The sequence below is a fragment of the Halomonas sp. MCCC 1A11062 genome, assembly GCF_021404355.1.
GTDB classification, from domain to species: Bacteria; Pseudomonadota; Gammaproteobacteria; order Pseudomonadales; family Halomonadaceae; genus Halomonas; species Halomonas aerodenitrificans.
This window is the reverse complement of record NZ_JABFTW010000010.1, coordinates 144242-169892: the sequence shown is the minus strand read 5'-3', so window position 1 is coordinate 169892 and position 25651 is coordinate 144242. Positions and strand designations below refer to the sequence as shown.

21 protein-coding genes are annotated in these 25651 nt (G+C 64.8%); 16 read left to right on the top strand and 5 right to left on the bottom strand.

The genetic code is table 11. The features are described 5' to 3' along the window. Positions 1 to 410: transposase (locus HOP58_RS13260; RefSeq protein WP_234260542.1), on the top strand; the 410-nt coding region annotated here is incomplete at its 5' end. 80 nt (positions 411 to 490) lie between these two features. Here HOP58_RS13260 and HOP58_RS13255 read toward each other — a convergent pair. Continuing rightward, positions 491 to 1567: a 3-deoxy-7-phosphoheptulonate synthase gene (locus HOP58_RS13255; protein WP_010628025.1), complete on the bottom strand. Its 1077-nt coding sequence runs from the start codon at positions 1565 to 1567 to the stop codon at positions 491 to 493. A 298-nt stretch (positions 1568 to 1865) separates the two neighbouring features. Between HOP58_RS13255 and rpoE the strand changes: the two genes are divergently transcribed. The 10 genes from rpoE to pdxJ all read left to right on the top strand — a co-directional run bounded on the left by rpoE (position 1866) and on the right by pdxJ (position 11856). After that, on the top strand, positions 1866 to 2471 hold the full coding sequence (gene rpoE, locus HOP58_RS13250) for an RNA polymerase sigma factor RpoE (RefSeq protein ID WP_010628026.1): 606 nt from the start codon (positions 1866 to 1868) through the stop codon (positions 2469 to 2471). A gap of 182 nt (positions 2472 to 2653) precedes the next feature. After that, positions 2654 to 3364 carry a sigma-E factor negative regulatory protein gene (locus HOP58_RS13245; protein ID WP_234260541.1) on the top strand — a complete coding sequence of 237 codons (711 nt, stop codon included), beginning with the start codon at positions 2654 to 2656 and terminating at the stop codon, positions 3362 to 3364. 47 nt (positions 3365 to 3411) lie between these two features. Further along, entirely contained in the window at positions 3412 to 4353 is a 942-nt protein-coding gene (locus HOP58_RS13240; RefSeq protein ID WP_234260540.1) for a MucB/RseB C-terminal domain-containing protein, read from the top strand. 43 nt (positions 4354 to 4396) lie between these two features. After that, positions 4397 to 5830: a DegQ family serine endoprotease gene (locus HOP58_RS13235; RefSeq protein ID WP_010628029.1), complete on the top strand. Its 1434-nt coding sequence runs from the start codon at positions 4397 to 4399 to the stop codon at positions 5828 to 5830. Positions 5831 to 6028: 198 nt separating this feature from the next. Then, the gene (lepA, locus tag HOP58_RS13230; RefSeq protein WP_010628030.1) at positions 6029 to 7846 is read left to right on the top strand and encodes a translation elongation factor 4; all 1818 of its coding nucleotides are present in this window, start codon (positions 6029 to 6031) and stop codon (positions 7844 to 7846) included. Positions 7847 to 7859: 13 nt separating this feature from the next. Then, a complete protein-coding gene (gene lepB, locus HOP58_RS13225; protein WP_010628031.1) occupies positions 7860 to 8663 on the top strand; it encodes a signal peptidase I in 804 nt (267 codons plus the stop codon). A 24-nt stretch (positions 8664 to 8687) separates the two neighbouring features. After that, the gene (gene rnc / locus HOP58_RS13220; protein ID WP_010628032.1) at positions 8688 to 9380 is read left to right on the top strand and encodes a ribonuclease III; all 693 of its coding nucleotides are present in this window, start codon (positions 8688 to 8690) and stop codon (positions 9378 to 9380) included. After that, positions 9377 to 10276, top strand: a complete 900-nt coding sequence (gene era, locus HOP58_RS13215; RefSeq protein WP_234260539.1) for a GTPase Era — start codon at positions 9377 to 9379, stop codon at positions 10274 to 10276. Before rnc ends, era begins: the two co-directional genes overlap by 4 nt. Positions 10277 to 10327: 51 nt before the next feature. After that, complete coding sequence (gene recO, locus HOP58_RS13210) at positions 10328 to 11029, top strand: DNA repair protein RecO (RefSeq protein WP_234260538.1); 702 nt, start codon at positions 10328 to 10330, stop codon at positions 11027 to 11029. A 32-nt stretch (positions 11030 to 11061) separates the two neighbouring features. Beyond that, positions 11062 to 11856, top strand: a complete 795-nt coding sequence (pdxJ, locus tag HOP58_RS13205) for a pyridoxine 5'-phosphate synthase (protein ID WP_010628035.1) — start codon at positions 11062 to 11064, stop codon at positions 11854 to 11856. 55 nt (positions 11857 to 11911) lie between these two features. Here the strand turns inward: pdxJ and HOP58_RS13200 are convergent, their stop codons facing one another. After that, the gene (locus HOP58_RS13200; protein WP_234260537.1) at positions 11912 to 14626 is read right to left on the bottom strand and encodes an ATP-binding protein; all 2715 of its coding nucleotides are present in this window, start codon (positions 14624 to 14626) and stop codon (positions 11912 to 11914) included. A gap of 117 nt (positions 14627 to 14743) precedes the next feature. Between HOP58_RS13200 and cysM the strand changes: the two genes are divergently transcribed. The 5 genes from cysM to ppc are packed head-to-tail and all read left to right on the top strand — an operon-like array spanning position 14744 to position 22891. After that, positions 14744 to 15640 (top strand): cysteine synthase CysM, encoded by an 897-nt coding sequence (cysM, locus tag HOP58_RS13195; protein WP_010628037.1) that lies wholly within the window; start codon positions 14744 to 14746, stop codon positions 15638 to 15640. Position 15641: 1 nt separating this feature from the next. Beyond that, positions 15642 to 17063, top strand: coding sequence for a TRAM domain-containing protein (locus HOP58_RS13190; protein ID WP_234260536.1), 1422 nt, complete (start codon positions 15642 to 15644; stop codon positions 17061 to 17063). A gap of 4 nt (positions 17064 to 17067) precedes the next feature. After that, complete coding sequence (gene relA / locus HOP58_RS13185) at positions 17068 to 19344, top strand: GTP diphosphokinase (protein WP_010628039.1); 2277 nt, start codon at positions 17068 to 17070, stop codon at positions 19342 to 19344. Further along, the gene (gene mazG / locus HOP58_RS13180; protein WP_010628040.1) at positions 19341 to 20246 is read left to right on the top strand and encodes a nucleoside triphosphate pyrophosphohydrolase; all 906 of its coding nucleotides are present in this window, start codon (positions 19341 to 19343) and stop codon (positions 20244 to 20246) included. Before relA ends, mazG begins: the two co-directional genes overlap by 4 nt. Beyond that, positions 20243 to 22891, top strand: a complete 2649-nt coding sequence (ppc, locus tag HOP58_RS13175) for a phosphoenolpyruvate carboxylase (RefSeq protein WP_234260535.1) — start codon at positions 20243 to 20245, stop codon at positions 22889 to 22891. The genes mazG and ppc overlap by 4 nt, the downstream gene beginning before the upstream one ends. 99 nt (positions 22892 to 22990) lie before the next feature. Here the strand turns inward: ppc and HOP58_RS13170 are convergent, their stop codons facing one another. The 3 genes from HOP58_RS13170 to HOP58_RS13160 form a co-directional block, all read right to left on the bottom strand. Beyond that, entirely contained in the window at positions 22991 to 23650 is a 660-nt protein-coding gene (locus HOP58_RS13170) for a peroxiredoxin (protein ID WP_234260534.1), read from the bottom strand. 267 nt (positions 23651 to 23917) lie between these two features. Beyond that, a complete protein-coding gene (locus tag HOP58_RS13165; protein ID WP_010628043.1) occupies positions 23918 to 24574 on the bottom strand; it encodes a hypothetical protein in 657 nt (218 codons plus the stop codon). A 131-nt stretch (positions 24575 to 24705) separates the two neighbouring features. Then, on the bottom strand, positions 24706 to 25611 hold the full coding sequence (locus HOP58_RS13160; RefSeq protein WP_234260533.1) for a 2-dehydropantoate 2-reductase: 906 nt from the start codon (positions 25609 to 25611) through the stop codon (positions 24706 to 24708). Positions 25612 to 25651 lie beyond the last annotated feature (40 nt).

The window sequence follows — 25651 nt, the reverse complement described above, 5'->3', positions numbered from 1 at the left end:
AGGCGGACCTCCATGACATCTGGATGGCCGAGACCCGCGACGAGGCACGCAGGGCCTTCGATCGCACGGTGAAGCGTTTCGAGGCCAAGTACCCCAAGGCGATGGGGTGCCTGGCCAAGGACCAGGACGAGCTGCTGGCGTTTTACGACTACCCGGCAGAGCACTGGGTGCATATCCGCACCACCAACCCGATCGAGTCGACCTTCGCCACGGTCCGTCTGAGGACCAAACGGAGCCGGAACTGCGGCTCCCGGGCGACGACCCTGGCGATGGTCTTCAAGCTGCTCCAGAGCGCTCAAAAGCGATGGAGGAGGATCAAGCACTTCCAGAAGCTGGAACTGGTCGTCAGCAACGTCAAGTTCCAGGACGGGGAGCAAGTAGTTGATCAATCAGACAGGAATGCGGCCTGATCGCCATCCACCAGATTTGACGATAACTCAAGGGCCCGCAGTGCGAGCCCTTCTCTGTCGTGCTGCTTGTGTCGCGGCTGTCAGCCCTGGCGTCGCTCCGCCAGCACCGTGCTCAGCTTGCTCGCCATGCGCGTCATGGTCTCCTCGGTGGTGGCCCAGTCGATGCAGGCATCGGTGACGGAAACGCCGTACTGCATCTGGCTGTGGTCGTCTAGGATCTTCTGGCTGCCCCAGCCGATATTGGACTCCACCATCAGCCCCATGATCGAGCGGTTGCCCTCGAGGATCTGGTTGGTGACGTTGTCCAGCACCAGCGGCTGCAGCGCCGGGTCCTTGTTGGAGTTGGCGTGGGAGCAGTCGATCATGATGTTGGGCTTGATGCCGGCCTTCTTCAGCTCCTGCTCGGCCAGCGCCACGCTGACGCTGTCGTAGTTGGGCTTGCCGTTGCCGCCGCGCAGCACCACATGGGCGTAAGCGTTGCCGCGGGTGCGGATGATCGCCACCTGGCCGCTCTGGTTGATGCCGAGGAAGTTGTGCGGATGCGAGACCGACTGCAGGGCATTGATGGCCACGTCGAGGCTGCCGTCGGTGCCGTTCTTGAAGCCCACCGGGCTGGAGAGGCCCGAGGACATCTCGCGATGGGTCTGGGACTCGGTGGTGCGCGCGCCGATGGCCGACCAGCTGATGCAGTCCTGCAGGTACTGCGGCGAGATCGGGTCCAGCGCCTCGGTGGCCAGCGGCAGGCCGAGCTCGGAGAGTTCCACCAGCAGCCGGCGGGCGATGTGCAGGCCTTCCTCGATCTCGAAGGAGCCGTTGAGATGCGGGTCGTTGATCAGGCCCTTCCAGCCGACAGTGGTACGCGGCTTCTCGAAATAGACGCGCATCACGATGAACAGGCTGTCCTTCACCTCGTCGGCCAGGCGGCGCAGGCGACGCGCATAGTCCAGGGCAGCGTCGACGTCGTGGATCGAGCAGGGGCCGACCACCACGAGCAGGCGCGGGTCGCTGCCGTCGAGAATGTTCTGAATGGTCCGGCGACCCTCGATCACCGTTCTCTCGGCGACGTCACCGAGGGGGATCTCGTTCTTGAGGGCTTCGGGAGTGATCAGTACGTCCTGGGAAAGGACGTTGAGGTTGCTGACCTGCTGATCTGACATGTTGCTACCTGTGTCGTGATGCGTTGAAGGCAAGAAGATGAACTACTATACACCCGCCGAGGGAATAATCGGCAATCGGAACGGAACCCGAAGCTGCCCGAGGGGTCTCAGCGCCGGCAGCATGGCGGCCGGCTTGATGCGCGGCCAAGAAACAGGAACACTTGTCGGGACGGACGACGACGTCCAGGGACATTCAGCGGCCAACGGGCTCCAGGTTGAAACCATGCAAGCAGATTATTCAACGACGCTTTACTCCCGCATCCCGCCTCGGGGCGCTGCCCTGTCGGGGAGGGCATGAATGGGCAACCGGGAAACCGATCAGCAGCTCGTGGAGCGTGCGCAAAATGGCGATACGCGTGCCTTCGACCTGCTGGTGAAGAAGTATCAGCACAAGATCATCGGCTTGATCGGTCGCTACGTTCAGGACCACGCCGAAGTACAGGACGTGGCCCAGGAGGCTTTCATCAAAGCCTATCGTGCTCTTGGCAAGTTCCGCGCCGAGAGCGCGTTCTATACCTGGATGTATCGCATCGCCATCAATACGGCCAAGAACCATCTCGTCTCGAAGGGGCGCCGCCCACCAGGCAGCGATCTCGATATCGTCGATGCCGAAATTCTCGACCATAGCGGTCGGCTTTCCGATATCGAAACCCCGGAGTCGTCGCTGGCCCGGGATCAGCTCGAGGCGGCCGTCTTCGAGGCCATCGAAAACCTGCCCGACGATCTGCGCACGGCCATCACCTTGCGCGAGCTCGATGGGCTCTCCTATGAGGACATCGCCAACATCATGCAGTGTCCGGTGGGAACGGTGCGCTCGAGGATCTTTCGTGCTCGTGAGGCGGTGGATCAACATATTCAACCGCTGGTGGAGACGGCTCGGACCCGGGAATCGGTGACCGAGTGAAGTTTTTCAAGAAGTTTTCGTCTCGACGCTGAACTGTCTCGCGTCGATGACGTCTGAAGCATTGACCGCAGTTTGAGAGCGGCAAATCATGGGCTGTCGGCATTCCGTTTCGGTGCGTTCGGGAATGCCGGAAAACATTGGTAGCAAGGCAGGGTGCCTTGTCGATGTGGGGGTGTTGAGGAATGAGTCAGAATGCACGGGAATCGCTTTCTGCCCTGATGGACAACGAAGGTGATGATCTCGAGCTTCGCCGAATGCTCAAGTCACTCGAAGAGCAGCCGGACGCGGCGGAAGCCTGGCGGCGCTATCATCTGATGCGCAGCGTCATGCGGCGGGATCATGACATCGATGTCAGTACGGACCTCTCGGCCGGTATCATGGCCAGGCTTGAAGCCGAGCCGGTGCCTGAAATGGAAGCGCCTCGTATTGCACCGCGTCGCATCCAGCCCTTTGCTCGCAGCGCGGGGATTGCGGCGGCGGTCACGCTGATGGTGATCACCGGGGTGCAATTCTACAACGGCACCGATTTCACCCGCTCGGGCGGTGAGACCGAGCTGGCCGACAATCAAGCGCCCGCTGCTGCGGGTCAGACACAGCGCAACCTCGTGGCCCAGGCCGGAAGCGGCAGCCAGGCCACCCCCGTTGGCATGCCGTTGTTCTCTCCGGCGGTGTCGGGCGGTCAGGCCGGCGGCGTGATGCCGGTCGGCGCCGGTTTCGACAACCCTCTGTTCCTGACTCCCAATCCGCGGCAATCCCGCAGCACCGACCAGGAGCAGGCGCGCTTGCTGCAGTCATACCTCGACCGTCATTCTCAGGGGGCCACCAACCTGAGCGGCGACGTCTGGATGCCACTCTTGCGGGCTTCGGGTAACGAGACGCTGGGGCAGCGCTGATGGTCAACAGGCGTAACGCCAGGTGCCTGGCTGCGTTTAGCGGTGCCTTGCTCCTGGCTTACGGTGCCGTGGCGATTGCAGAAACTGCGGATGAGCCAACCGAGACCGAACGCTTCGACTGCCGCCAGCTGGCCGAGTGGGAGCGTCCCGAATCGCCATTGGAGTGGTTCGAGCGCAGCCTGTGGGCGGGGCACTGTCATGTCTTTCAGGCGCGGGCGGTACGCATCGGCATCGATGGCGTCCGCACACTGGCGCTTTCCCGCGACATCCAGGACGGCATCGAGCGCGAAGTGGCGCGTTTCCTCGACGGGCCGCCCGTCTTCTTCGAGCGCCGTGGCCATATCGGCCGCATGAGCTGGTCCAACGGCGAGCCGGAAGTGCCCGCATCGCCGGCAGGCATGGCCAGGCATATCGAGCAGTATTATCGGCTTTCCATGGGCAGCGATGAGCGTATCGCCAATCGCAGTGCGGTTCGGCTGGATATCGAGCCGTTGGACGGTTTGCGCTTCGGCCATCGCCTGTGGCTCGACGAACACACCGCATTGCCGCTCAAGCGCGAGTTGATCGACGACCGAGGGCGTGTGGTCGAGACGTTCCAACTGACCGAACTCCAGCCACCGCAACTGTACCAAGGCGGCGTGGTGCTCGATGCGAGCCCCACGCCGCCACGGCAGGCCTGGCGGGCGGCCTGGCTGCCCAATGGATTTCTCGATCAGCCTGTCGATACGCAGACCGACCGACACGATCCGGAGATCGGTCATCGCATCTACAGCGATGGCCTTTCGACCCTGAGTCTGTTCGTCGAGCCGATCGAGGAGGGGCGGGAGCGGTTGATTCCGGGGCTGCATCGTCTGGGAATCTCGCTCGCCGTGGTACGCCATGTGGTGGTGGATGGTCGGCCCATGCAGGTGGTGGCAATGGGTGAGTTGCCGCCGCGGGTGTTGGCCCAGGTGGCGGAAAGTCTCACCTGGCGCGAAGCATCCGAATAGTAAGTTCCGCTAGAGATAACGAAATGCTGATGCAGGAGCTCTCATGAAGCCATTGACGCGACAGGTCTCTCTTTGGGCGCTGCTGGTGGCCATGCTGCTGTCATGGCAGTCTGCCTTTGCCCGCGAACTGCCCGATTTCACCGTGCTGGTCGAGCAGGCGGCCCCCGGAGTGGTCAACATCTCGACGACTCGCATGATCTCGGGGCGCTCCCAGGGGTTCGAAGATTTCGGCGGACAGGACATTCCGGATATCTTCCGCCACTTCTTCGGCGACCGCTTCCCGGCGCCGCCCGGTGGCGGAGGCGGTGGGCCGGGGCGGGGACATGAACGTCAGTCCCTGGGCTCCGGTTTCATCATCAGTCAGGATGGCTACATCCTCACCAATGCCCATGTGGTCGACGGAGCCGACGAAATCCTCGTGCGTCTCAACGACCGCCGGGAGCTCGAAGCCGAGCTGATCGGTGCCGATACCCAGACCGACGTGGCGCTGCTCAAGGTCGATGCTTCCGACCTGCCGACGCTGCGCATGGGAGATTCCGACCGGCTGCGCGTAGGCGAATGGGTGGCGGCCATCGGTTCGCCGTTCGGTTTCGATCACTCGGTGACCGCGGGCATCATCAGCGCCATCAACCGCACGCTGCCGCGTGATGCCTACGTGCCTTTCATCCAGACCGACGTTGCCATCAACCCGGGCAACTCCGGTGGGCCGCTGTTCAATCTCGATGGTGAGGTGGTGGGCATCAATGCCCAGATCTTCACCCGCAGCGGTGGTTTCATGGGTGTGTCGTTCGCGATTCCCATCAACGTGGCCATGGACGTTGCCAATCAGCTGCGTGACGACGGCCGCGTGCGTCGTGGCTGGCTCGGCGTGATGATCCAGCCGGTGTCGCGCGACCTGGCCGAATCGTTCGGCATGGACAGCGCCAGCGGTGCTCTCATCGCCGACCTCGACCCCGAAGGTCCGGCAGCACGTGCCGGCCTGCAGGCGGGTGACATCGTGCTCGAGGTCGATGGCGAGGAGGTCGAGCGTTCGCGCAACCTGCCGCGCCTGATCGGGCGGGTCACGCCGGGCAACGATGCCGAATTGACCATCATGCGTGACGGTGAACGCCGAGACATTGCCGTCACCATCGGCGACTGGCCGGATAGCGAGCGCTCGGAGCAGGCACGGCCCGGTGGCGATTCGGACGCTCAGGCGCGCCTGGGCATTGCCGTGGCCGAACTCGAGGATGCCGAGCGTCAGCGGCTCGGAATCGACAGCGGAGTAGTGGTGCGTGACGTCGACCCCCGTGGGGCGGCCGCCGATGCCGGCATTCGACCCGGTGACGTGATCGTCAGCCTTGACCATCACGCCGTGGAAGAGCCGGCCCAACTGCGCGAGCTGGTCGAAAGGCTGCCTACCGATCGCGCCGTGCCGGTGCGCCTCTACCGTGAGGGTCGCTCGCTGTTCGTGGCACTGCGCCTGGGCAACGGCTGAGCGGCGAAGGCAACCGACCGTCGCTACGACACCTCCCGCTCATGCGGGAGGTGTCGTCGTTTTTGCCGCTGCATGCGGCTGTGCTGTCCAACCCTTGGCCATGCCGGTACAATACCGGCCATTGAATTCATATGACGTGAACGGGCGCCGTCCTAGATTGCCGCTGCCGCGCTCGTGTCGAATACCGGACTGGGTTAGATGAGCAACGAAGCAAGCAACGGAAAACTGAAGCACATTCGTAACTTCTCGATCATTGCCCATATCGACCACGGCAAGTCGACCCTGGCAGATCGCCTGATTCAGAGTTGCGGCGGACTGACCGAGCGCGAACTGAAGGAGCAGGTGCTCGACTCGATGGACCTCGAGCGCGAGCGCGGCATCACCATCAAGGCCCAGTCGGTCACGCTGGATTATCATGCCCAGGACGGCAACACCTACCAGCTCAACTTCATCGACACCCCGGGGCACGTCGATTTCTCCTACGAGGTATCGCGCTCGCTGTATGCCTGCGAGGGGGCACTGCTGGTGGTGGACGCCGCTCAGGGCGTCGAGGCGCAGTCGGTGGCCAACTGCTACACCGCCATCGAGCAGGGGCTCGAGGTGCTGCCGGTACTCAACAAGATGGACCTGCCCCAGGCGGACCCGGACAAGGTCTCCCACGAGATCGAGGAGATCATCGGGCTGGACGCCACCGATGCCTGCCAGGTGTCGGCCAAGAGCGGTTTGGGCATCGATGGGCTGCTCGAGCGCCTGGTGCGCGACATTCCGCCGCCCAAGGGCGATCCCGATGCGCCGCTGCAGGCGCTGATCATCGACTCCTGGTTCGACAACTACCTCGGTGTGGTGTCGCTGGTGCGCATCTTCGACGGCACCCTGAAAAAGGGTGAGAAGATCCGCATCAAGTCCACCGGTCGCGACTGGCAGGCCAACGAGGTGGGTATCTTTACCCCGATACGCAAGGAAACCAACATCCTGCGTGCCGGTGAAGTGGGCTTCGTGGTGGCCGGTATCAAGGACATCCACGGCGCCCCGGTGGGGGACACCATCACCCACGCCAAGACACCGGACGTCGAGCGCCTGCCCGGCTTCCAGAAGGTCAAGCCGCAGGTCTACGCCGGCATGTTCCCGGTCAGCGCCGACGACTACGAAGACTTCCGCGATGCGCTGGAGAAGCTGGCGCTGAACGACGCCTCGCTGGAGTACGAGCCGGAAAACTCCGATGCGCTGGGCTTCGGCTTCCGCGTCGGTTTCCTCGGCACGCTGCACATGGAGATCATCCAGGAGCGGCTCGAGCGCGAGTACGATCTCGATCTGCTCACTACCGCGCCTACGGTGGTCTACGAGCTGGCGATGAAGAACGGTGACGTCAAGTATGTCTCCAACCCTTCCAAGCTGCCCGACATGGCCGACGTGGACGAGATGCGCGAACCGATCGTGCGCGCCAGCATCCTGGTGCCGCAGGAGTTCGTCGGCAACGTGATCATGGAGTGCGAGAACCGTCGCGGTAACCAGCTCGACATGCAGTTCCTCGGCAGCCAGATCCAGCTCACCTATGAGTTGCCCATGTCCGAGGTGGTAATGGACTTCTTCGATCGGCTGAAGTCTATTTCCAAGGGCTATGCTTCGCTGGACTACAACTTCGAGCGCTTCGAGGCGGCCAGGCTGGTGCGGCTGGACGTGCTGATCAACGGCGACCGGGTCGATGCGCTGGCCGTCATCATTCACCGCGACCATGCCCACACGCGGGGGCGGGTGCTGGTGGAAAAGATGAAGGAGCTGATCCCGCGCCAGATGTTCGACGTGGCGATCCAGGCTGCCATCGGCGGTCAGGTGGTGGCTCGCTCCACGGTCAAGGCGCTGCGCAAGAACGTGACGGCCAAGTGCTACGGTGGGGACGTGACGCGCAAGAAGAAGCTGCTCGAGAAACAGAAGGCGGGCAAGAAGCGCATGAAACAGGTCGGTCGGGTGGAGATTCCCCAGGACGCTTTCCTGGCCGTACTCAAGGTGAACGACTAGGACCGGCGATAACATGGATTTCTCTTTGCTACTGGTGGTGGCAGTCGCCATCACTGGACTGATCTGGCTGCTCGATCTGGTTTGGTGGCGCCCGGCGCGTCGCCGCAAACTGGCCGCCGTAGAGGCGGGCACCACGGAAGGGCTCGACGAGGCTGCCCGCGAGCGGGCCATGAAGGAGCCCTGGCCGGTCGACTATGCGCGCTCGTTCTTTCCGGTATTGCTGGTCGTCCTGCTGCTGCGCAGCTTCCTGGTGGAGCCGTTCCAGATCCCCTCGGGCTCGATGCGTCCGACCCTGGAAGTGGGTGATTTCATCCTGGTGAACAAGTACGCCTATGGTTTGCGTCTGCCGGTGACCCACACGCGTATCGTCGAGTTGGGTGAGCCCGAGCGTGGCGACGTCATGGTGTTCCGTTTCCCCAGTGAGCCCTCGGTGAACTTCATCAAGCGAGTGGTGGGCCTGCCGGGCGATACCGTGCGCTACGAAGACAAGCAGCTGTACGTCAACGGCGAGCCCGTACCCAAGCGCGTGCTGGACGAAGCGCCGCCCACCGCGCCGGGCGAGTGGCTGCTGGAGGAGCGCCTGGGCGAGGTCAGCCATCGTATCTACAATAATCCACGTGACCCGGGCCCGCGTGTGCGCGAGATCGTGGTACCCGATGGCCACTATTTCACCATGGGCGACAACCGCGACCACTCCAACGACAGCCGCTACTGGGGCTTCGTGCCCGAGGAGAACGTCGTCGGCCGAGCCTTTGCCGTATGGATGCACTGGGACGGTGGTCTGCCCAGTTTCACCCAGGTTCGCCGCATCCATTGATGGATCAGCAATAACAGGAATTTCGTGAGCAAATCCCTTTCCGCCTTCAGCCGACGCATCGGCCACGATTTCAGCGACATCACTCTGCTGGAGCTGGCCATGACGCACCGCAGCTTTGGGGGCCAAAACAACGAGCGGCTCGAGTTTCTCGGCGACTCCATCGTCAACTTCGTGATTGCCGAGGCGCTATACGAGCGTTTTCCCCAGGCTCGCGAGGGCCAGCTGTCGCGCCTGCGGGCACGGCTGGTTCGCGGCCAGACCCTGGCCGAGCTGGCCAGGGAGATGTCGTTCGGCGAGTGCCTGCGGCTAGGCTCGGGCGAGATGAAGAGCGGCGGTCACCGGCGCGACTCGATCCTGGCCGACGCAGTGGAAGCCGTGCTTGGCGCCATCTATCTCGATGCCGGCATGGATGTGGCGCGTACCCGCGTGCTGGCGTGGTACGCCGAGCGCCTGGAGTCGATCGATCTGCAGGATACCCAGAAGGATCCCAAGACCCGGCTGCAGGAGTTCCTGCAGTCGCGTCAGTCGCCGCTGCCGCGCTACGATGTGGTGTCCGTCGAGGGCGAGGCGCACGACCAGACCTTCACGGTCGAGTGTCACGTCGAACTGCTGGCGACGCATACCCTGGGTACCGGCTCCAGCCGCCGTCATGCCGAGCAGCAGGCCGCCGAGCTTGCTCTGCTCCAGCTCGAAAACCAGAAAGGGGCGAAATCATGAGCGAGACCTGTGGCTTCGTGGCCATCGTCGGTCGTCCCAACGTCGGCAAGTCGACGCTGATGAACCGCATCCTCGGCCAGAAGATATCGATCACCTCGCGTCGCCCGCAGACCACCCGACATCAGGTCATGGGGATCAAGACCGAGGGCGAGGCGCAGTTCATCTACGTCGACACGCCGGGCATCCATATCCTGGGGCGCGATCGCAACAAGGCGATCAACCGCTTCATGAACCAGGCCGCCACTCAGGCCCTGCGCGACGTCGATTGCGTGGTGTTCATCATCGACCGCACGCGCTGGACCGATGAGGATCAGGTGGTGCTGTCGCGTCTGGAGCACGTTCAGGCGCCGGTGATCCTCGCCGTCAACAAGGTCGACCGGCTCGAGGACAAGAGTACGCTGCTGCCTTGGCTGGCCGAGGTCGGCGCGCGCCGCGACTTTGCCGCCATCATTCCTGTTTCCGCCAAGCACGGTACCAACGTACCGGAGCTGGAGGCGGAGGTGGCCAAGCATCTGCCCGAGGGCATCCACCACTTCCCCGACGATCAGGTCACCGACAGAAGCCAGCGCTTCCTGGCGGCGGAGCTGGTGCGCGAGAAGATCATGCGCCAGCTCGGCGACGAGCTGCCCTATCAGGTGACGGTCGAGATCGAGGAGTTCCGTGACGAGGGCAGGGTGGTGCACATCAGCGCCCTGATCCTGGTGGAGCGCGCCGGGCAGAAGAAAATCCTCATCGGCGACAAGGGTGAGCGAATCAAGAACATCGGACGCGAGGCGCGGCTCGACATGGAGCGTGCGCTCGACGCCAAGGTCATGCTCAATCTCTGGGTCAAGGTGAAGCGCGGCTGGTCGGATGATGAGCGAGCGCTGAAGAGCCTCGGCTACGACCTGGACTGATACTGCCCAAACCTGTCTGCGCTTGCCCCTTTTTCGTTCAGGCGATTCACCATGCAGCCGCAGCCGGCCTTTCTTCTCCACAAACGTCCCTATCGCGAGACCAGCGCTCTGGTCGAGCTGCTGACCCTCGAGCACGGCCGCGTGCGGGCGGTGGCTCAGGGCGTGCAGCGACCGGGCTCGCGCTCGCGGGGCCGTCTGCAGCCCTTTGCGCCGCTGCACGTCACTTGGGTGGGAGAAGGGGAGCTCAAACGCCTGCGCCTGATGGAGAGTCGTGGCGCGGCGGCGCTGCTGGCCGGGGAAGGGCTGCTGTGCGGACTCTATGCCAATGAACTGCTGACGCGAACGCTGCCGGTGGAGCTGCCCGTGCCGGACGTGTTCGCCTTCTACACTGCTCTGCTCGGGGCGCTGCCGCGACCCGATGGGCGTGCCATGGCGCTGCGGCGCCTGGAGTTCACGCTGCTCGATGCGCTGGACGCCTTGCCGCGCTACACCACGCCTGAGGGCGAGGAGCTGGACCCCCAGGCACGCTACCGTTTCGATACCGCCTCGCGTGCCTTCGTACCCGGCTCGCCCGGAATCGATGGCCGTACCCTGCGTTTGCTGGCCGGCGGCGACTGGGCAGCCCCCGGGCTGGCCGGGCCGGCCAAGGCGGTGGCGCGGGCGGCGCTGGCGCCCTTGCTCGGCACACGTCCGCTGCGTTCCCGTGAGCTGATGCGTCAGCTTGCCGAACGGCGCCGTCCCCCCTCACACTGATTCGCTCATTCAACCAGCCGCTGGAGGCCACCATGCATCCCCCGCGCATTCTGCTTGGCGTCAACATCGACCACATTGCCACGCTGCGTCAGGCGCGCGGCACACGCTACCCCGATCCGGTTCAGGCGGCGCTACTGGCAGAGGAAGCCGGCGCCGACGGTATCACCGTGCACCCGCGGGAAGATCGTCGTCACATCCAGACACGCGACGTGCGCCTGCTGGCCGAAGTGCTCAATACGCGCATGAACCTGGAGATGGCCGTCACCGAAGAGATGCTGGCGCTGGCCGAGGAGGTGCGCCCGGCGCACGTATGCCTGGTCCCCGAGAAGCGCGAGGAGCTGACCACCGAAGGCGGGCTGGACGTGGTGGGCAATTTCGCTGCCGTGGCCGATGCCTGCCGACGTCTGGCGGCAGCGGGCTGTGAGGTCTCCCTGTTCATCGATCCCGAGCCGAGTCAGATCGAAGCGGCCAAGCGCGCCGGGGCACCGGTCGTCGAGCTGCACACCGGGGCCTATGCCGAGCGCTCCGGGCAGGCGGCGCGCGAGGAGCATGCGCGGCTGACGGCAGCGACAGAAATGGCACTCGAACTGGGGCTGACGGTAAATGCCGGGCATGGGTTGAACTACCACAACGTCGAGGCGATCGCTGCCATTCCGGGCCTGCACGAGCTCAACATCGGCCATGCCATCATTGCCCGGGCGCTGTTCGTCGGGCTCAAGGAGGCCGTGGCCGAGATGAAACGGTTGATCATCGCCGGGCAGGAGGCGGGCTTCGTCGCTTCGCTCGAAGAGCACGACCATCACCATGAGCACGACGATGAGGATTGACCTCAGCGCCGCTGCCGATAACGCCGTCAGGTGGGGCTAGGCGACGCAGCCAGGCTCACTTGGCGGTACTGGGAGGCGCTTCCTGGCTCTGGGCATGCCACTCGTTGAGCCTGTCGATGGCTTTGAACAGGTCTTCGAGCAGCGACGAGACCTCCGACATTCCCCGCGAACGCAGCCGTGTTTCCAGGGTTTCGGCGACCAGGGCCAGCTCGGGCGCGCCGCAGTAGCGGCAGGCGCCGTTGAGGGCATGCACGGCATCCAGCAGTGCCTCGGAATCGCTGCTGGCCAGTGCCTTGTGCAGCTGTTCGAGGGTGTCGGGCAGTGAAGCCACGAGCTCGCCGAGCAGTTCGTAGGCCAGACTCTCGTTGCCATTCGCCAGTCGTGTGCCCAGTTCCAGATCGACGACCGCCAGATCCGCGGCGATGTCATTTTCACGCACCGCCGGCAGGGCGGGGGTAGGAGCAGAAGCGTTAGCGGGGAGGGGTGGCACGAAGCCGAGGTGGCGCTGCAGAATGGTTTCGAGGCGATTGGAGTCCACCGGCTTGATCAGGATTTCCTGCATGCCGGCCGCCTGGAGGCGCGTTCGCTCGCTGTCGTGAGCATGAGCGGTCACCGCGATGATGGGGCAGCGCGCCCAGTGCCCACCCATGCGGCGCAATGCCTGGGTCGCTTCGATACCGTCCATTCCCGGCATGCGGATGTCCATCAGCACCAGATGAAAGGTCTCGCCTTCGGCCAGGGCCAGGGCTTCTTCGCCGCTGCCGGCCTCGGCCAGCTCCAGGCCGGGTCTTTGCAGCAGTTCGCGCAGCAGTCGCCGGTTGATCGTATTGTCATCCACCACCAGGATTCGTGCCTTGTGCTGCCGTTGCGCTTCGATGGCGGGGCGACGCTGTGCCGAGCTGCAACGGCGCAGCGCATCGGCAAGGGCCTGGCGCGAAACCGGTTTGCAGAGGATCTCGCAGCCGCGTGGCAGGTGCAGGTCGGGTAGCTCCAGCGGCGCCATGTTGACCAGCAGCAGCACCGGGCAGGGGCAGGCCTGGAGGCGTGCGCGCCACTCCTCGACCACATCGTCATTCAGCTCGGTGGGGAGCGTGGCGACGAGCAGCGCGGGGGCGGGCGGCAGCAGATCCGGTTGGTGAGTTTCTTCCACCTGCCCACCCCACAGGGTGAGCAGGTGGTTCAGTGCGTGGCGGGTCGGGGCATGGGGCTCGAAGAGGGCGACCCGGCTGCCGTCCAGGATGTCGTCACTTGTCTCGATGCCGTTGCCCACGACGTCCAGCGGCAGTGTGAAGGAGAAGGTCGAGCCGCGCGAGGGCTCGCTCTCCACGGTGATCTGCCCGCCCATCTGTTCGACCAGCTGCCGGCTGATGGCCAGACCCAGGCCGGAACCTCCGTATTGCCGGGGATGGCTGGCGGCGGCCTGGCGGAAAGCCTGGAAGAGATTGTGCTGCTCCTGGGAGGTGAGTCCGATTCCGGTATCGCTGATGCTGACACGCAGGAGGACATGCTCGACGTCGGGCTGCTCCTCGACCATGACCCGGACGATGACCTCGCCCTGCTCGGTGAACTTGAGCGCATTGTGGGTCAGGTTGGTCAGTACCTGGCGAATGCGAAGCGGGTCACCGCGCAGCGGCGAAGGCACGTCGTCGTAGACCAGGCCCAGCAGATGAAGACCCTTCTGATGGGCCAACGGAGCCTGAAGCGCGAGCGCTTCGTCAACCAGCGAGACCATGTCCAGCTCGGCGCGATCCAGCTCCAGGCGACCGGCTTCCATGCGTGAGAAGTCCAGCACGTCATTGACCAGGGCCAGCAGGTTGTCGCAGGCGACCTGCACCTGATCGAGCCACTCGCGCTGACGCGGTTCCAGGCGCGAGCGCCCCAGTAGCCGGCAGAAGCCGACGATGCCGTTGAGCGGGGTGCGGATCTCGTGACTCATGCTGGCCAGGAACTCGGACTTGATGCGGTTGGCTTCCAGCGCTCTGCGGTGTGCCAGGTCGAGCTCGATGTTCTTGATCTCGATGGTTTCCATCGACTCTTCCAGCTCGGAGGTGGTCTGCTCGATCTGGCGTTGCGTGTTTTCGCGGGATTGCTGCATCTCGTCGCCCAGGGCATTCACGTGACGAGCCAGGCGGCGTAGCTCCGGGGCGCCCTCTTCCGGCAGGCGGATGTCCAGGTCGCCGCTGCGCAGGCGCCTCAATGCTTCGGCGGCGTTGTCCAGGCTGGAGTCGAGCCGGCGGCCCAGGGCGGAAGCAATCACGAACAGCAGCAGCCCCAGGATCAAAAGCCCCAGGCCAGCGGTGGCCAGGCGCCGATAGTAATCCAGCGTGAGCGCGCGGGTATCGATATCCAGTTCCAGCCATGCCTGGGGCATGGCAGTGCCCTCGTTGTTGGCCACTGCCAGGGGCATCATCAGCCGCCACAGGTCGCCGCTGGTGTCGAGTTGCGTGGTGTGCGGTGGCGAGGAGGCCACCTGGGCGCGATTGCGCCCCATCTCCAGCTCGATCAGGCCTTCGTCGGTGTAGATACCGACGCCGCGTGTCTCGTCGATCTCCAGCAGGCGCCGGGCCATGCCATCGAGCCGGGACTGGGCGCCATCGAACAGAGCCTGCGCCATTTCCGGGCTCTGCTGCTCGACGGCGGTGACGATACGGTCGCGCAGGGCCGCCTTACGCCACTCGGTATCCTGCTTCAGCAGGGAGACGCTTACGAGCAACAGCACAAGTAGAGGGAGACACAGTATCCATAGTGTCAGTCGATTTCCGAGCGACATCGGTGTTCCTTGGTCACGGGCCAGCCTCCTCAGTATGCCACATTGACGGGGCATGCCTGTCCAGTCGATGACGGCGCGGATATACTACGGAAAAGACGTTAGCCTAAGGACGCTTACATGCAGTTCCCCACCATCGAGGATGTCGTAGGCCACACGCCGCTGGTGCGACTCAAGCGAATCACCGCAGGACGCAACAACACGCTGCTCGCCAAGCTCGAAGGCAACAATCCCGCAGGCTCGGTCAAGGACCGCCCGGCGCTGTCGATGCTCGAACAAGCAGAGGCGCGCGGCGACATCACGCCGGGCGATACGCTGGTCGAAGCCACTTCGGGCAACACCGGCATCGCCCTGGCCATGGCGGCTGCCATCAAGGGTTATCGCATGGTGCTGATCATGCCCGACAGCGCATCCAGCGAGCGCAAGCAGGCCATGGCCGCCTATGGTGCCAGGTTGGTCACCGTGAGCAAGGAGGGCGGCATGGAGGAAGCTCGCGACCTGGCCGAAGCCATGGTGTCGCGGGGCGAAGGCAAGCCGCTCAATCAGTTCGCCAACCCCGACAACCCGCTGGCCCACTATCGCGGTACTGGCCCCGAACTATGGGAACAGACCGACGGCACCATCACGCACTTCGTCAGCTCAATGGGTACCACCGGAACCATCATGGGCGTTTCGCGCTATCTCAAGGAACGCAATCCGGAGGTGCAGATCGTCGGTCTGCAGCCGGAGGATGGCGCCAGTATCGCCGGTATCCGCCGCTGGCCGAAGGAGTACCTGCCGAGCATCTTCGATGCCACCCGTGTCGACCGGGTGCTCGACATCGGCCAGCACGAGGCCGAAGAGCACATGCGCCGCCTGGCGCGCGAGGAAGGGATTCTGGCCGGAGTCTCCTCCGGCGGTGCCCTGGCCGGTGCGCTGCGCGTCGCCGAAGAAGTCGAGAACGCCGTGATCGTGTTCATCGTTTGCGATCGTGGCGATCGTTATCTCTCGACTGGGCTGTTCGCCCCGGAGGTTTGAGTTGGCATTGCTTGGCAAGCGGCGACCGGCACGTCAGCGTTCCGGTGTCTCAGGGCTGCACAAGCGGCACGCCGAAGCCCAGCGTCCGGCAGCGCGCGAAGCCGACGGCGAGGCAGTGAGCATCGAGCGTCTGGCCCACGATGGCCGGGGCGTGGCTCGCACCGCTGCCGGCAAGACGCTGTTCGTCGAGGGGGCGCTGCCGGGCGAGCGTGTCGAGGTGGCGGTGCATCGCACCCGCAAGCGCTTCGACGAAGCCCATGTGCGCACGCTGCTCGAGCCCGCGCCCGAGCGGGTCACGCCGCCTTGCGCTCATTACGGTCAATGCGGCGGTTGCGACATGCAGCACCTGGCGGTGGCGGCGCAGCGTCGGCACAAGGGCAACGTGCTCACCGATCTTCTCGGCCGTGAGGGCATCGAACTCGCTCACCCCGTTCGACTGCTGGCGGGACAATCGCTGGGTTACCGGCGCCGTGCGCGTCTGGGCGTCAAGGTGGACGCCCAGGGCGACGTTCACCTGGGGTTTCGTGCCCGGCATGCCAGCCGTCTGGTCGATATCCGGGCCTGCGAGGTGCTCGTTCCCGAGCTTGCGGCCCTGCTCTTGCCGCTGCGGGCTCAGTTGAGCGAGCTCGAAGCGCCGCGACTGGTGGGCCACCTGGAGCTGATCGCCGCCGACTCGACCCGCGTGGTGGTGGTTCGCCAGCTGCGCGAGAACCCCACCGACCTGCAGCGTTGGCGGGAGTTTGGCCAGGCCAATGACGTCGTCGTCGCGTACCTGCTGGGGCGTGACGAACCCACTCTCGAATGGCTGGGGCAGCCGGCCTCGCTCGGTTATCGGCTACCGCTCGACGTGGGCGAGCTGCGCTTGAACTTTGCGCCGGGAGACTTCATTCAGGTCAACGCAGAGATCAATCGCGAGATGGTGCGTAGCGTGCGGGAGTGGCTGGCTCCCGCCAGCGGTCAGCGCCTGCTGGATCTGTTTGCCGGCATCGGCAACTTCAGCCTGCCGTTGGCCGCCGACGGTGCCCGGGTCACGGCGGTGGAGGGCAATCCCGCCATGGTGGCTAGGCTCGAAGCCAACGCACGCGATAGCGCACTCGAACTCGAGGCACACCAGGCCAACCTGAACGATGAAGTCGCCGTAGCGAAGCTGCTGGCACACCTGGTGCCCGATATCGTGGTGCTGGACCCGCCCCGGGACGGTGCCGATGCGGTATGTCGCGCATTGGTCGAACGCCCGGTGCCGAAGCTGGTCTACATTGCCTGTGACCCTGCCACGCTGGCGCGCGATGCGGCACGGCTCGTGCATGGCGGTTATGGCATCGTTCAGGCGATGGTAGCCGACATGTTCGTGCACACTTCGCACCTGGAGACCCTGCTCCTGCTCGAACATGGTGCAGGCCAGCCGTCATCGCAAGGAGTCTAGAAAGATGGTGAAAGTCCGCGACGACCAGCCGCTGACCGACGATGGCGACGTCGATATCGGCCATTGGCTGGAGCGGTTGCAGGAAGACGTCAAGCTGCGCGATCCCGACGAGATGCGCGAGGCTTGTGAACTCACCAAGCGTCTCGCCATGGAGGCGGACCGCCCCCACAAGGCGTGGCTGCCCCGCGACACCACCTATCGCATGGGCCTGGAAATGGCCGACATTCTGGCCCTGCTGAAGCTCGATCAGGCGGCGCTGGAGGCGGCGGTGCTCTATCGCGCAGTGCGTGAGGGGCTGATCTCCATCGACGCCGTCACCCGGCAGTTCGGCAAGGAGGTGGCCGAGCTGATTGCCGGCGTACTGCAGATGGCCGCCATCAGCAACATCCAGGTTCCCAGCCAGGGCCTGGTGCAACACGACCAGCAGGACAACCTGCGCAAGATGCTGGTGACCATGATCGACGACGTGCGTGTGGCGTTGATCAAGATTGCCGAGCGTACCTGCGCCCTGCGTCAGGTCAAGGATGCCCCGCGCGAGAAGCGCCTGCAGGTGGCCCGTGAGGTGTTCGACATCTACGCGCCGCTGGCCCATCGCCTGGGCATCGGCCAGGTCAAGTGGGAGCTCGAAGACCTCTCGTTCCGCTACCTGCACGAGGACGATTACAAGGCGATTGCCCGCCAGCTGGCCGAGAAGCGCCTGGATCGCGACCGCTACATCCACGACGTGGTCGAAACCCTCAAGAGCATGCTCGAGGCCCAGGGAATCAACGAGTACGAGGTCAACGGCCGCGCCAAGCATATCTACTCGATCTGGCGCAAGATGAAGCGCAAGCGCATCGACTTCTCCCAGGTCAACGACGTACGGGCCGTTCGCATCCTGGTGCCGGAGGTGACCGACTGCTACACCGTGCTGGGGTTGGTACACTCGCGCTGGCACCACGTGCCCAACGAGTTCGACGACTACATCGCCAACCCCAAGAAGAACGGCTACCAATCGCTGCACACCGCCGTGCTGGGGCCCGAGAACAAGGTGCTGGAGATCCAGATCCGCACCTTCGCCATGCACGACGAGGCGGAGCTGGGCGTCTGCGCCCACTGGCGCTACAAAGGCCACGACACCGGCGGCAAGAGCTCCAGTTACGAGGAGAAGATTGCCTGGCTGCGCCAAGTGCTCGAGTGGCAGGACGAGGTGGGCGACTTCGGCGACCTGCGCGAAGGGCTCTCCAGCGACGTGGCGCCGGATCGCATCTACGTCTTCACCCCGGACGGCCACGTCATCGACCTGCCGCGCGTCGCCACGCCCATCGACTTCGCCTACCGGGTGCATACCGAGGTCGGCCACCGCTGCCGCGGGGCCAAGATCGACGGCCGCATCGTGCCGCTCACCTACAAGCTCAAGACCGGTCAGCAGGTCGAGATCCTCACCGCCAGCAAGGGCGGGCCCAGCCGCGACTGGCTCAACCCCAGCCTCGGCTATGTGCGCACCTCGCGGGCGCGGGCCAAGATCCAGTCGTGGTTCAAGCATCAGGCCCGCGAGCAGAACGTGGAAGAGGGCAAGGCGCTGTTCGAGCGCGAGATGCGCCGCCTCGACGTGGAGGACATGGATCTCGAGACCCTGGCCAACAAGGTCAATTACGCCTCGCCCGAGGACATGTATGCCGCCCTGGGCGCGGGCGATCTGCGCATCGGCCAGGTGCTGCATCAGGCCCAGCAGCTGTTCGGCGAGACCGACGATCAGGAGCAGCTCGACCGTCTGCTGGCCAAGCCCAAGCGCGATCAGTCCAAGGGCGGCAGCAGTGACATCACCGTGCTGGGCGTGGGCAACCTCAAGACCAGCATGGCCAACTGCTGCCACCCGGTACCCGGCGAGCCGATCGTCGGCTTCATCACCCAGGGGCGCGGCGTCACTGTGCATCGCCAGGACTGCCCCAACATCCTGCAGCTGCGCATCGACGAGCCCCAGCGGGTCATCGAGGTGGAGTGGGGCCAGCGCGCCCGCACCCAGTATCCGGTGGACATCGAAATCCAGGCCTGGGACCGCTCCGGCCTGCTGCGCGACGTGACCGGCATCCTCAGCAATGAGAAGGTCAACGTGCTGTCGGTCAACACCCTGACCGACACCAGCGACGGCATCGCCCGCATGCGCATCACCGTGGAAGTCGACGGTTTGGAGACCCTGGGGCGGCTCTTCTCGCGCATCCAGCAGCTTTCCAATGTGATCGAGGTGCAGCGTTTGCGCACTGGGGCCAAGGGGATGAAACGCAAGGGGAGTGGTTCATGAGCGAGACCCGCCATGGCATCGACGACCTGCTGACGCTGATGGCGGTGCTGCGCGACCCGGCGCAGGGCTGCCCGTGGGATCTCAAGCAGGACTGGGACAGCATCGTGCCGCATACTCTAGAAGAGGCCTATGAGGTGGCCGATGCCATCGAGCGCCGAGCCTGGGGCGAGCTGCCCGGCGAGCTCGGCGACCTGCTGTTCCAGGTGGTGTATTACAGCCAGTTCGCCAGTGAAGAAGAGCGCTTCGATTTTCACGACGTGGTGCATACCCTGACGGCGAAGATGGTGCGCCGCCATCCGCATGTGTTTCCCGACGGCACCCTGGCCTCGCGACGGCCGCCCGGTGTCAGCGCCGAACAGGTCGAGACGCGCCAGGCTGAACTTGAGAGCGTCAACAGTCGCTGGGAGTCGCTCAAGGCGAAGGAGCGCGTCGAGCGTGCCGAGGCCGACGTGTCGGTGCTCGACGACGTGCCGCGTACGCTGCCGGCGCTGTCGCGTGCCGTCAAACTCTCCAAGCGCGCAGCTCGGGTCGGCTTCGACTGGCCCGACGCCACGGGTGTGATCGCCAAGATCCGCGAGGAACTCGGCGAGGTCGAGCAGGCCCTGGCCGAGGGCGATCATCGTCATGCGGCGGAGGAAGTAGGCGATCTGCTGTTTGCCGTGACCAACCTGGCGCGCACCTTGAAGGCCGATCCCGAGCAGTGCCTGCGCGACACCAATGCCAAGTTCGAACGCCGCTTCCGTCACGTGGAGCGTGCCCTGGCCGAGCGCGGCATGACCACCCGCGACGTCGACCTGGACACCATGGAGCGGCATTGGCAGGAGGCCAAGCGGCTCGAGAGCAGCGTTTCCCCGATATCTGCCGAATCACCAGAACCGTCTTCAGGAGGAGATCGACCATGAGCGGCGATCTGCACGAATCCCTACGCGACAACGTACGCATCCTCGGTGACAGCCTGGGCCGCACCATCGCCGACGACCTGGGCAAGGGCTTCGTCGACCGCATCGAGACCATCCGCGGCCTGGCCAAGAGCGGCCGACAGGGAGACGTGCAGAGCAGCCGCGAGCTCATCGAGTACCTGCGCAAGCTGCCGGACCGCGACCTGTTACCGGTGACCCGCGCCTTCAACCAGTTCCTCAATCTGGCCAACATCGCCGAGCAGCACTATCGGGCACGTTTTCGCCGCGTGGAGGACTACAAGCCGGGTTCTCAGCCAGTGCTCTCCGAGCTGCTGCAGCGGGCCCGCGGCGCCGGCCACACGCCGCGTAAGCTGGTCGAGAGCCTGGCCAGCATGCGCGTCGAACTGGTGCTCACCGCCCATCCCACCGAGGTCATTCGTCGTACCCTGATCCAGAAGTACGATGCCATCGACGAGTGTCTCACCGTCATCGAGTCGTCGCTCGACTACCCCGAGCGTGCCAGCCGCGCCCGCGGGCGCCTCGAGGAGCTGATCAGCCAGGCCTGGCATACCGACGAGATCCGCCACGAGCGACCCACGCCGGTGGACGAGGCGAAGTGGGGGTTCGCGGTTATCGAGAACTCGCTGTGGCAGGCGGTGCCGGCGTTCCATCGCGATCTCGACAGCCTGCTGTTGGAATCCGCTGGTGAACGCCTGCCGCTGGATGCCGCACCAATCGTGTTCGCTTCATGGATGGGTGGAGACCGAGATGGCAACCCCAACGTGACCTCCAAGGTAACCCGTGAGGTGCTGTTGCTGGGGCGCTGGATGGCGGCGGATCTCTACTTGCGTGACCTCGAACAGCTCAAGGCCGAGCTGTCCATGTGGAAGTGCAACAGCGCGCTGCGGGCCGAGGTGGGCAACGTGGCCGAGCCCTACCGCGAGCTACTCAAGCGTCTGGTGCAGCGGGTCGAGGCCACCCGCGACTGGGCCAAGGCGCAGCTCGACGGGCGCAGCTACGAGGGCGGAGCGATCATCGAGAGCAGCGACCAGCTCTATGCGCCGCTGCTCACCTGCTACCGCTCGCTCTGCGACGTGGGACTCGACACCATCGCCAACGGCGCGCTGCTCGATACTCTGCGCCGGGTGGCGGTGTTCGGCGTGACCCTGACCAAGCTCGACATTCGTCAGGAGGCGAGCCGGCACGCCATGGTCATGGAGGAGCTGACCCAGACCCTCGGCCTCGGCCACTACCGCGAGTGGAGCGAGGAGCAGCGCCAGGCCTTCCTGCTCGCCGAGCTGGAATCGCGACGCCCCTTGATTCCGCGCCGCTGGGAGTGCTCGCCGGAGACCCGCGAGGTGCTCGACACCTTCCTGGTCATCGCCAACGAGCAGTCCGAGGCGCTCGGTACCTACATCATCTCCATGGCCGGCCAGCCCTCCGACGTGCTCACGGTTGCGCTGCTGATGAAAGAGGTGGGGGGCGTCGTCTCGCTGCCCATCGCGCCGCTGTTCGAGACCCTGGACGACCTCAACCGCTCCGGCGACGTGGTCGACCGCCTGCTGGCGCTGCCGGGCTACCGGGCGCTGGTCGGCGACCGCCAGGAAGTGATGATCGGCTACTCCGATTCGGCCAAGGACGCCGGCCAGCTGGCGGCGGCCTGGGCCCAGTATCGCGCCCAGGAGCGCCTGGTGGAGGTGTGCCGCAGCCATGGCGTGGCGCTGACCCTGTTCCACGGTCGCGGCGGCGCCGTCGGCCGCGGCGGCGGTCCGGCCTATGCGGCCATTCTGTCGCAGCCGCCGGGTTCGGTGAACGGCAGCCTGCGGGTCACCGAACAGGGCGAAATGATTCGCTTCAAGTTCGGTCAGCCCGACATCGCCCTGCGTTCCATGGAAATCTACGCCTGTGCTGTGCTCGAGGCGACGCTGCTGCCGCCGCCGGCGCCGGAGGCTCACTGGCGCGAGGAAATGGACCGCCTGGCCGAACTCGCTCACCGGGCCTATGTCGGCGTGGTGCGTGAGGACCCCGATTTCGTGCCTTACTTCCGCGCGGTCACGCCGGAAGGCGTGCTGGGGCACCTGCCGCTGGGCTCACGCCCGACCAAGCGTCGTCAGGACGGTGGCGTCGAGACGCTGCGGGCCATTCCGTGGATCTTTGCCTGGACCCAGATCCGCCTGATGCTGCCGGCCTGGCTGGGCAGCGGGGAAGCCTTCGGCACTCGCCTGGAAGAGGACGGTGGGCTCGAGGTGCTGCGCGAGATGCGCGATCGCTGGCCCTTCTTCGGCACCTATCTCGACATGCTCGAGATGCTGCTGGCCAAGGCGGACGTGGGCATCGCCTCCTACTACGAGCAACGCCTGGTCGACGAGCCTGCACTCAAGGAGCTGGGCGCTCAGCTGCGCGAGCGCTTCACCCGGCTGCAGTCGGTGCTGCTGTCCATTCTCGACCAGCCGCAGCTGCTGGAGCAGACGCCGCTGATCCGACAGGCCATCGAGGTACGCAATCCCTACATCGATCCGCTGCACGGCCTTCAGGCGGAGCTGCTACAGCGTAACCGCGATGCCGATGGTGCCATCAGCGGTGAGCTGTCGCGCGCCCTGATGGTCACCATGGCGGGCATCGCCGCGGGCCTGCGCAACACGGGCTAAAGTCACTGCGCTCGGCCATGCTTTGTCGAAAAGCAGCTTCATGACGATCGCCCCGGCTTTGCCGGGGCGATCGTGCTATGCGGTGAGCGCAAGAGAGGTTCAGCGGGGCTGCTTGACGGTGCGAAGGTAGGGCTTGATGGTGGTGAAGCCCTCGGGGTACTTCTTCCTGGCCTCCTCGTCGCTAACCGAGGGTGGGATGATCACGTCGTCGCCGGGACGCCAGTTCACCGGTGTGGCCACGGTGTGCTTGGCATTGAGCTGTACCGAGTCGAGCAGGCGCATCACTTCGTTGAAGTCGCGGCCTGAGGTCATCGGGTAGATCAGCATCGCCTTGATCTTTTTGTCCGGCCCGATGATGAATACCGCACGCACCGTGGCGTTGTCGGCCGGCGTGCGGCCTTCGGCGCTGCCCGGCTCCTCGGCGGGGAGCATGTCGTAGAGCTTGGCCACTTCAAGCTTGTCGTCGCCGATCATCGGGTAATTGGGCGCGGTGCCCTGGGTTTCCTCGATATCCTTGGCCCAAGCGGCATGATTGTCGACCGGATCCACCGAGAGGCCGACGATCTTGGTATTGCGTTTGTCGAACTCGGGCTTGAGCTTGGCCATGAAGCCCAGCTCGGTAGTGCAGACCGGGGTGAAGTCCTTGGGATGCGAGAACAGAATGCACCAGCTGTCGCCGATCCATTCATGGAATTTCAAGGTGCCCTGGGTGGTTTGCGCCGTGAAGTCGGGCGCGGTATCGCCGATTCTGAGACTCATCGTCGTGCTCCAGGATCATGGGTTCGGGGTAGCGTCGCATGGCCCCATGCGGACGCTGCTTGAATATAGGACACGCATGAAAGAAGCGCAGGTAATGAGCACGAGGGGCGACACTCAGGCAAAGAGCTAGCCTGAGGAGGCAGAGGCATGTGCGCTCAGAAGGCGTATGGAGGAAAGAAGCGCAGGTAATGAGCACGAGGGGCGACACTCAGGCAAAGAGCTAGCCTGAGGAGGCAGAGGCATGTGCGCTCAGAAGGCGTATGGAGGTTAGAAGGCGTAGTGCAGCGAGGCGGTAATGAGGTTCAGGTGCGCCATGCTTGGGGCGTCGATCTCCTCGAATTCGAGCCGGCTCACCAGGCGGTTGTGCTGCAGCCGGGCGCCGAAGCCCTGAATCCTGGCGGTGCCGGCGGTCGCCATGTAGAGCGACTCGCTCTGGGTCACCGGGTCGCCCTCCCATTCGGCAAAGCCCGACTTGGCATAGAGGCCCAGTTGGCCCAGCCGCACGCCCGCTACCAGGCTGCCGCCCAAGGTCGTGGTATTCACCAGCAGCGCCTGGTCAGCGTGGCGGGTCGGCACCTCGTCACTTTCGCGGTAGGTGAACTCGGCCCCCAGGTCGAGCCGCGGCAGGTTGACCGGCGAGAAGCCTGCTGTCACCCGAAAGCCCGAAGTGTAGCCATCCGGCGTCTGCAGGTCGCTGCCCTCCAGCACCAGACCGTTGTCGAGATACATCAGGTCGCTGTTCTTGCCGGCATAGGCGGGAGTGTTCAAAGGAGAGTGCGCCAGGGCGGCTAGCAGGTCGAGGGAAGCGTGGGAGTATGCCAGGGGCTCATCCGCGACGGACATGCCGTCGTCCGCCATGGCCGACAGCGGCAACAGCGTCAGGCAGGCGGCCATGGCCACGGCACCTCTGAAACACGCCTTCATGTTTTCAGATCCATTTCCCTGTGCGGTGAATCAGTAGTGATGCCTCAGGCTTGGTCGCAAAATCATGCGCATGCCTTTGAGGATCCCCACAAAAGCCTAGCAGTATGGCCAGAGTATCGCCAGACCGGGCTTCAACGAAGCGTAACCGAGACGCTCGCCAGGTAGTCGTAAAGCTCCTTGAGACAAGGCGTATCGAGGCCATGTTCGTGGGCGGCAGCGAGCAGAGGTCCGAGTATGGCGTCGCGTTCGGTCGGTCTACCTGCGAGCACGTCCTGCAGCATCGAGGCGCGATTGTCGGCGGTGCTCTCGATCACCTGCCACACCAGTGCGTGCCAGCCAGCCGGCGGTGGAGATATACCCACTTTCGCCATGATTGCGGCCACTTCGCCGACGATACGCTCCACCATGGGGCGAAACGGCCGGTCGCGCAGCTGACCGTTACGGATACGGTAGCGTGCCACCAGGGGGTTGATCGCTGCGTTTATCGCCAGCTTGTGCCATAGCCGCCTCTCGATGTCCGACACCGCCTCGGCGACCAGGCCCGCGCGATTCAGCGTAGCGGCGAGCTGACGGCAGCATTCGGCATGGCGGCCGGTCAGATCGCCGAGGTAGGTGATGCCGCGTCCGGCATGGGTCACGCCCTCGTCGCCCGAGAGCCAGGCACCCTCTGTGGTGGAGGCGCACAGCACGGGCCCCGGGTGGCGGCGCTGAAGTTCGGGCTGGACCTGATAGCCGTTCTGCCACAGCACAAGAATCGGGCTGCCGGTGAGCCGGGCCATGGCGCTCTCGTAGGCCGCATGAGCGTCGTAGGCCTTAGTGGTCAGGTGCAGAAATGCCGGTGCCAGCGGCGGCAGCTCCGCCAGGGTGGTCATGTCCAGGGGCACGGTGCGCCGGATGCCTTCCGGCGTGACGAGGGTCTGCGTGGTGGGCAGGCCCCGCCGTCCGGCCACCTTGACCGGTGCCACACCCGCCAGGTGCAGGGCCACGAGCCGGCCCAGGGCGCCGGGGCCAACGACCAGGTGAGTCTGCTCGTTCATGGTGTGCCTCGTTGATGGAATACGGCAGCATACCGATGGC

Bases quoted from the DNA above. Each gene is read 5' to 3' on its own strand.
- HOP58_RS13255 (WP_010628025.1), bottom strand. From the start codon at position 1,567: ATGTCAGATCAGCAGGTCAGCAACCTCAACGTCCTTTCCCAGGACGTA.
- rpoE (WP_010628026.1), top strand. From the start codon at position 1,866: ATGGGCAACCGGGAAACCGATCAGCAGCTCGTGGAGCGTGCGCAAAAT.
- HOP58_RS13245 (WP_234260541.1), top strand. From the start codon at position 2,654: ATGAGTCAGAATGCACGGGAATCGCTTTCTGCCCTGATGGACAACGAA.
- HOP58_RS13235 (WP_010628029.1), top strand. From the start codon at position 4,397: ATGAAGCCATTGACGCGACAGGTCTCTCTTTGGGCGCTGCTGGTGGCC.
- lepA (WP_010628030.1), top strand. From the start codon at position 6,029: ATGAGCAACGAAGCAAGCAACGGAAAACTGAAGCACATTCGTAACTTC.
- lepB (WP_010628031.1), top strand. From the start codon at position 7,860: ATGGATTTCTCTTTGCTACTGGTGGTGGCAGTCGCCATCACTGGACTG.
- era (WP_234260539.1), top strand. From the start codon at position 9,377: ATGAGCGAGACCTGTGGCTTCGTGGCCATCGTCGGTCGTCCCAACGTC.
- recO (WP_234260538.1), top strand. From the start codon at position 10,328: ATGCAGCCGCAGCCGGCCTTTCTTCTCCACAAACGTCCCTATCGCGAG.
- pdxJ (WP_010628035.1), top strand. From the start codon at position 11,062: ATGCATCCCCCGCGCATTCTGCTTGGCGTCAACATCGACCACATTGCC.
- HOP58_RS13200 (WP_234260537.1), bottom strand. From the start codon at position 14,626: ATGTCGCTCGGAAATCGACTGACACTATGGATACTGTGTCTCCCTCTA.
- cysM (WP_010628037.1), top strand. From the start codon at position 14,744: ATGCAGTTCCCCACCATCGAGGATGTCGTAGGCCACACGCCGCTGGTG.
- relA (WP_010628039.1), top strand. From the start codon at position 17,068: ATGGTGAAAGTCCGCGACGACCAGCCGCTGACCGACGATGGCGACGTC.
- mazG (WP_010628040.1), top strand. From the start codon at position 19,341: ATGAGCGAGACCCGCCATGGCATCGACGACCTGCTGACGCTGATGGCG.
- ppc (WP_234260535.1), top strand. From the start codon at position 20,243: ATGAGCGGCGATCTGCACGAATCCCTACGCGACAACGTACGCATCCTC.
- HOP58_RS13170 (WP_234260534.1), bottom strand. From the start codon at position 23,650: ATGAGTCTCAGAATCGGCGATACCGCGCCCGACTTCACGGCGCAAACC.
- HOP58_RS13165 (WP_010628043.1), bottom strand. From the start codon at position 24,574: ATGAAGGCGTGTTTCAGAGGTGCCGTGGCCATGGCCGCCTGCCTGACG.
- HOP58_RS13160 (WP_234260533.1), bottom strand. From the start codon at position 25,611: ATGAACGAGCAGACTCACCTGGTCGTTGGCCCCGGCGCCCTGGGCCGG.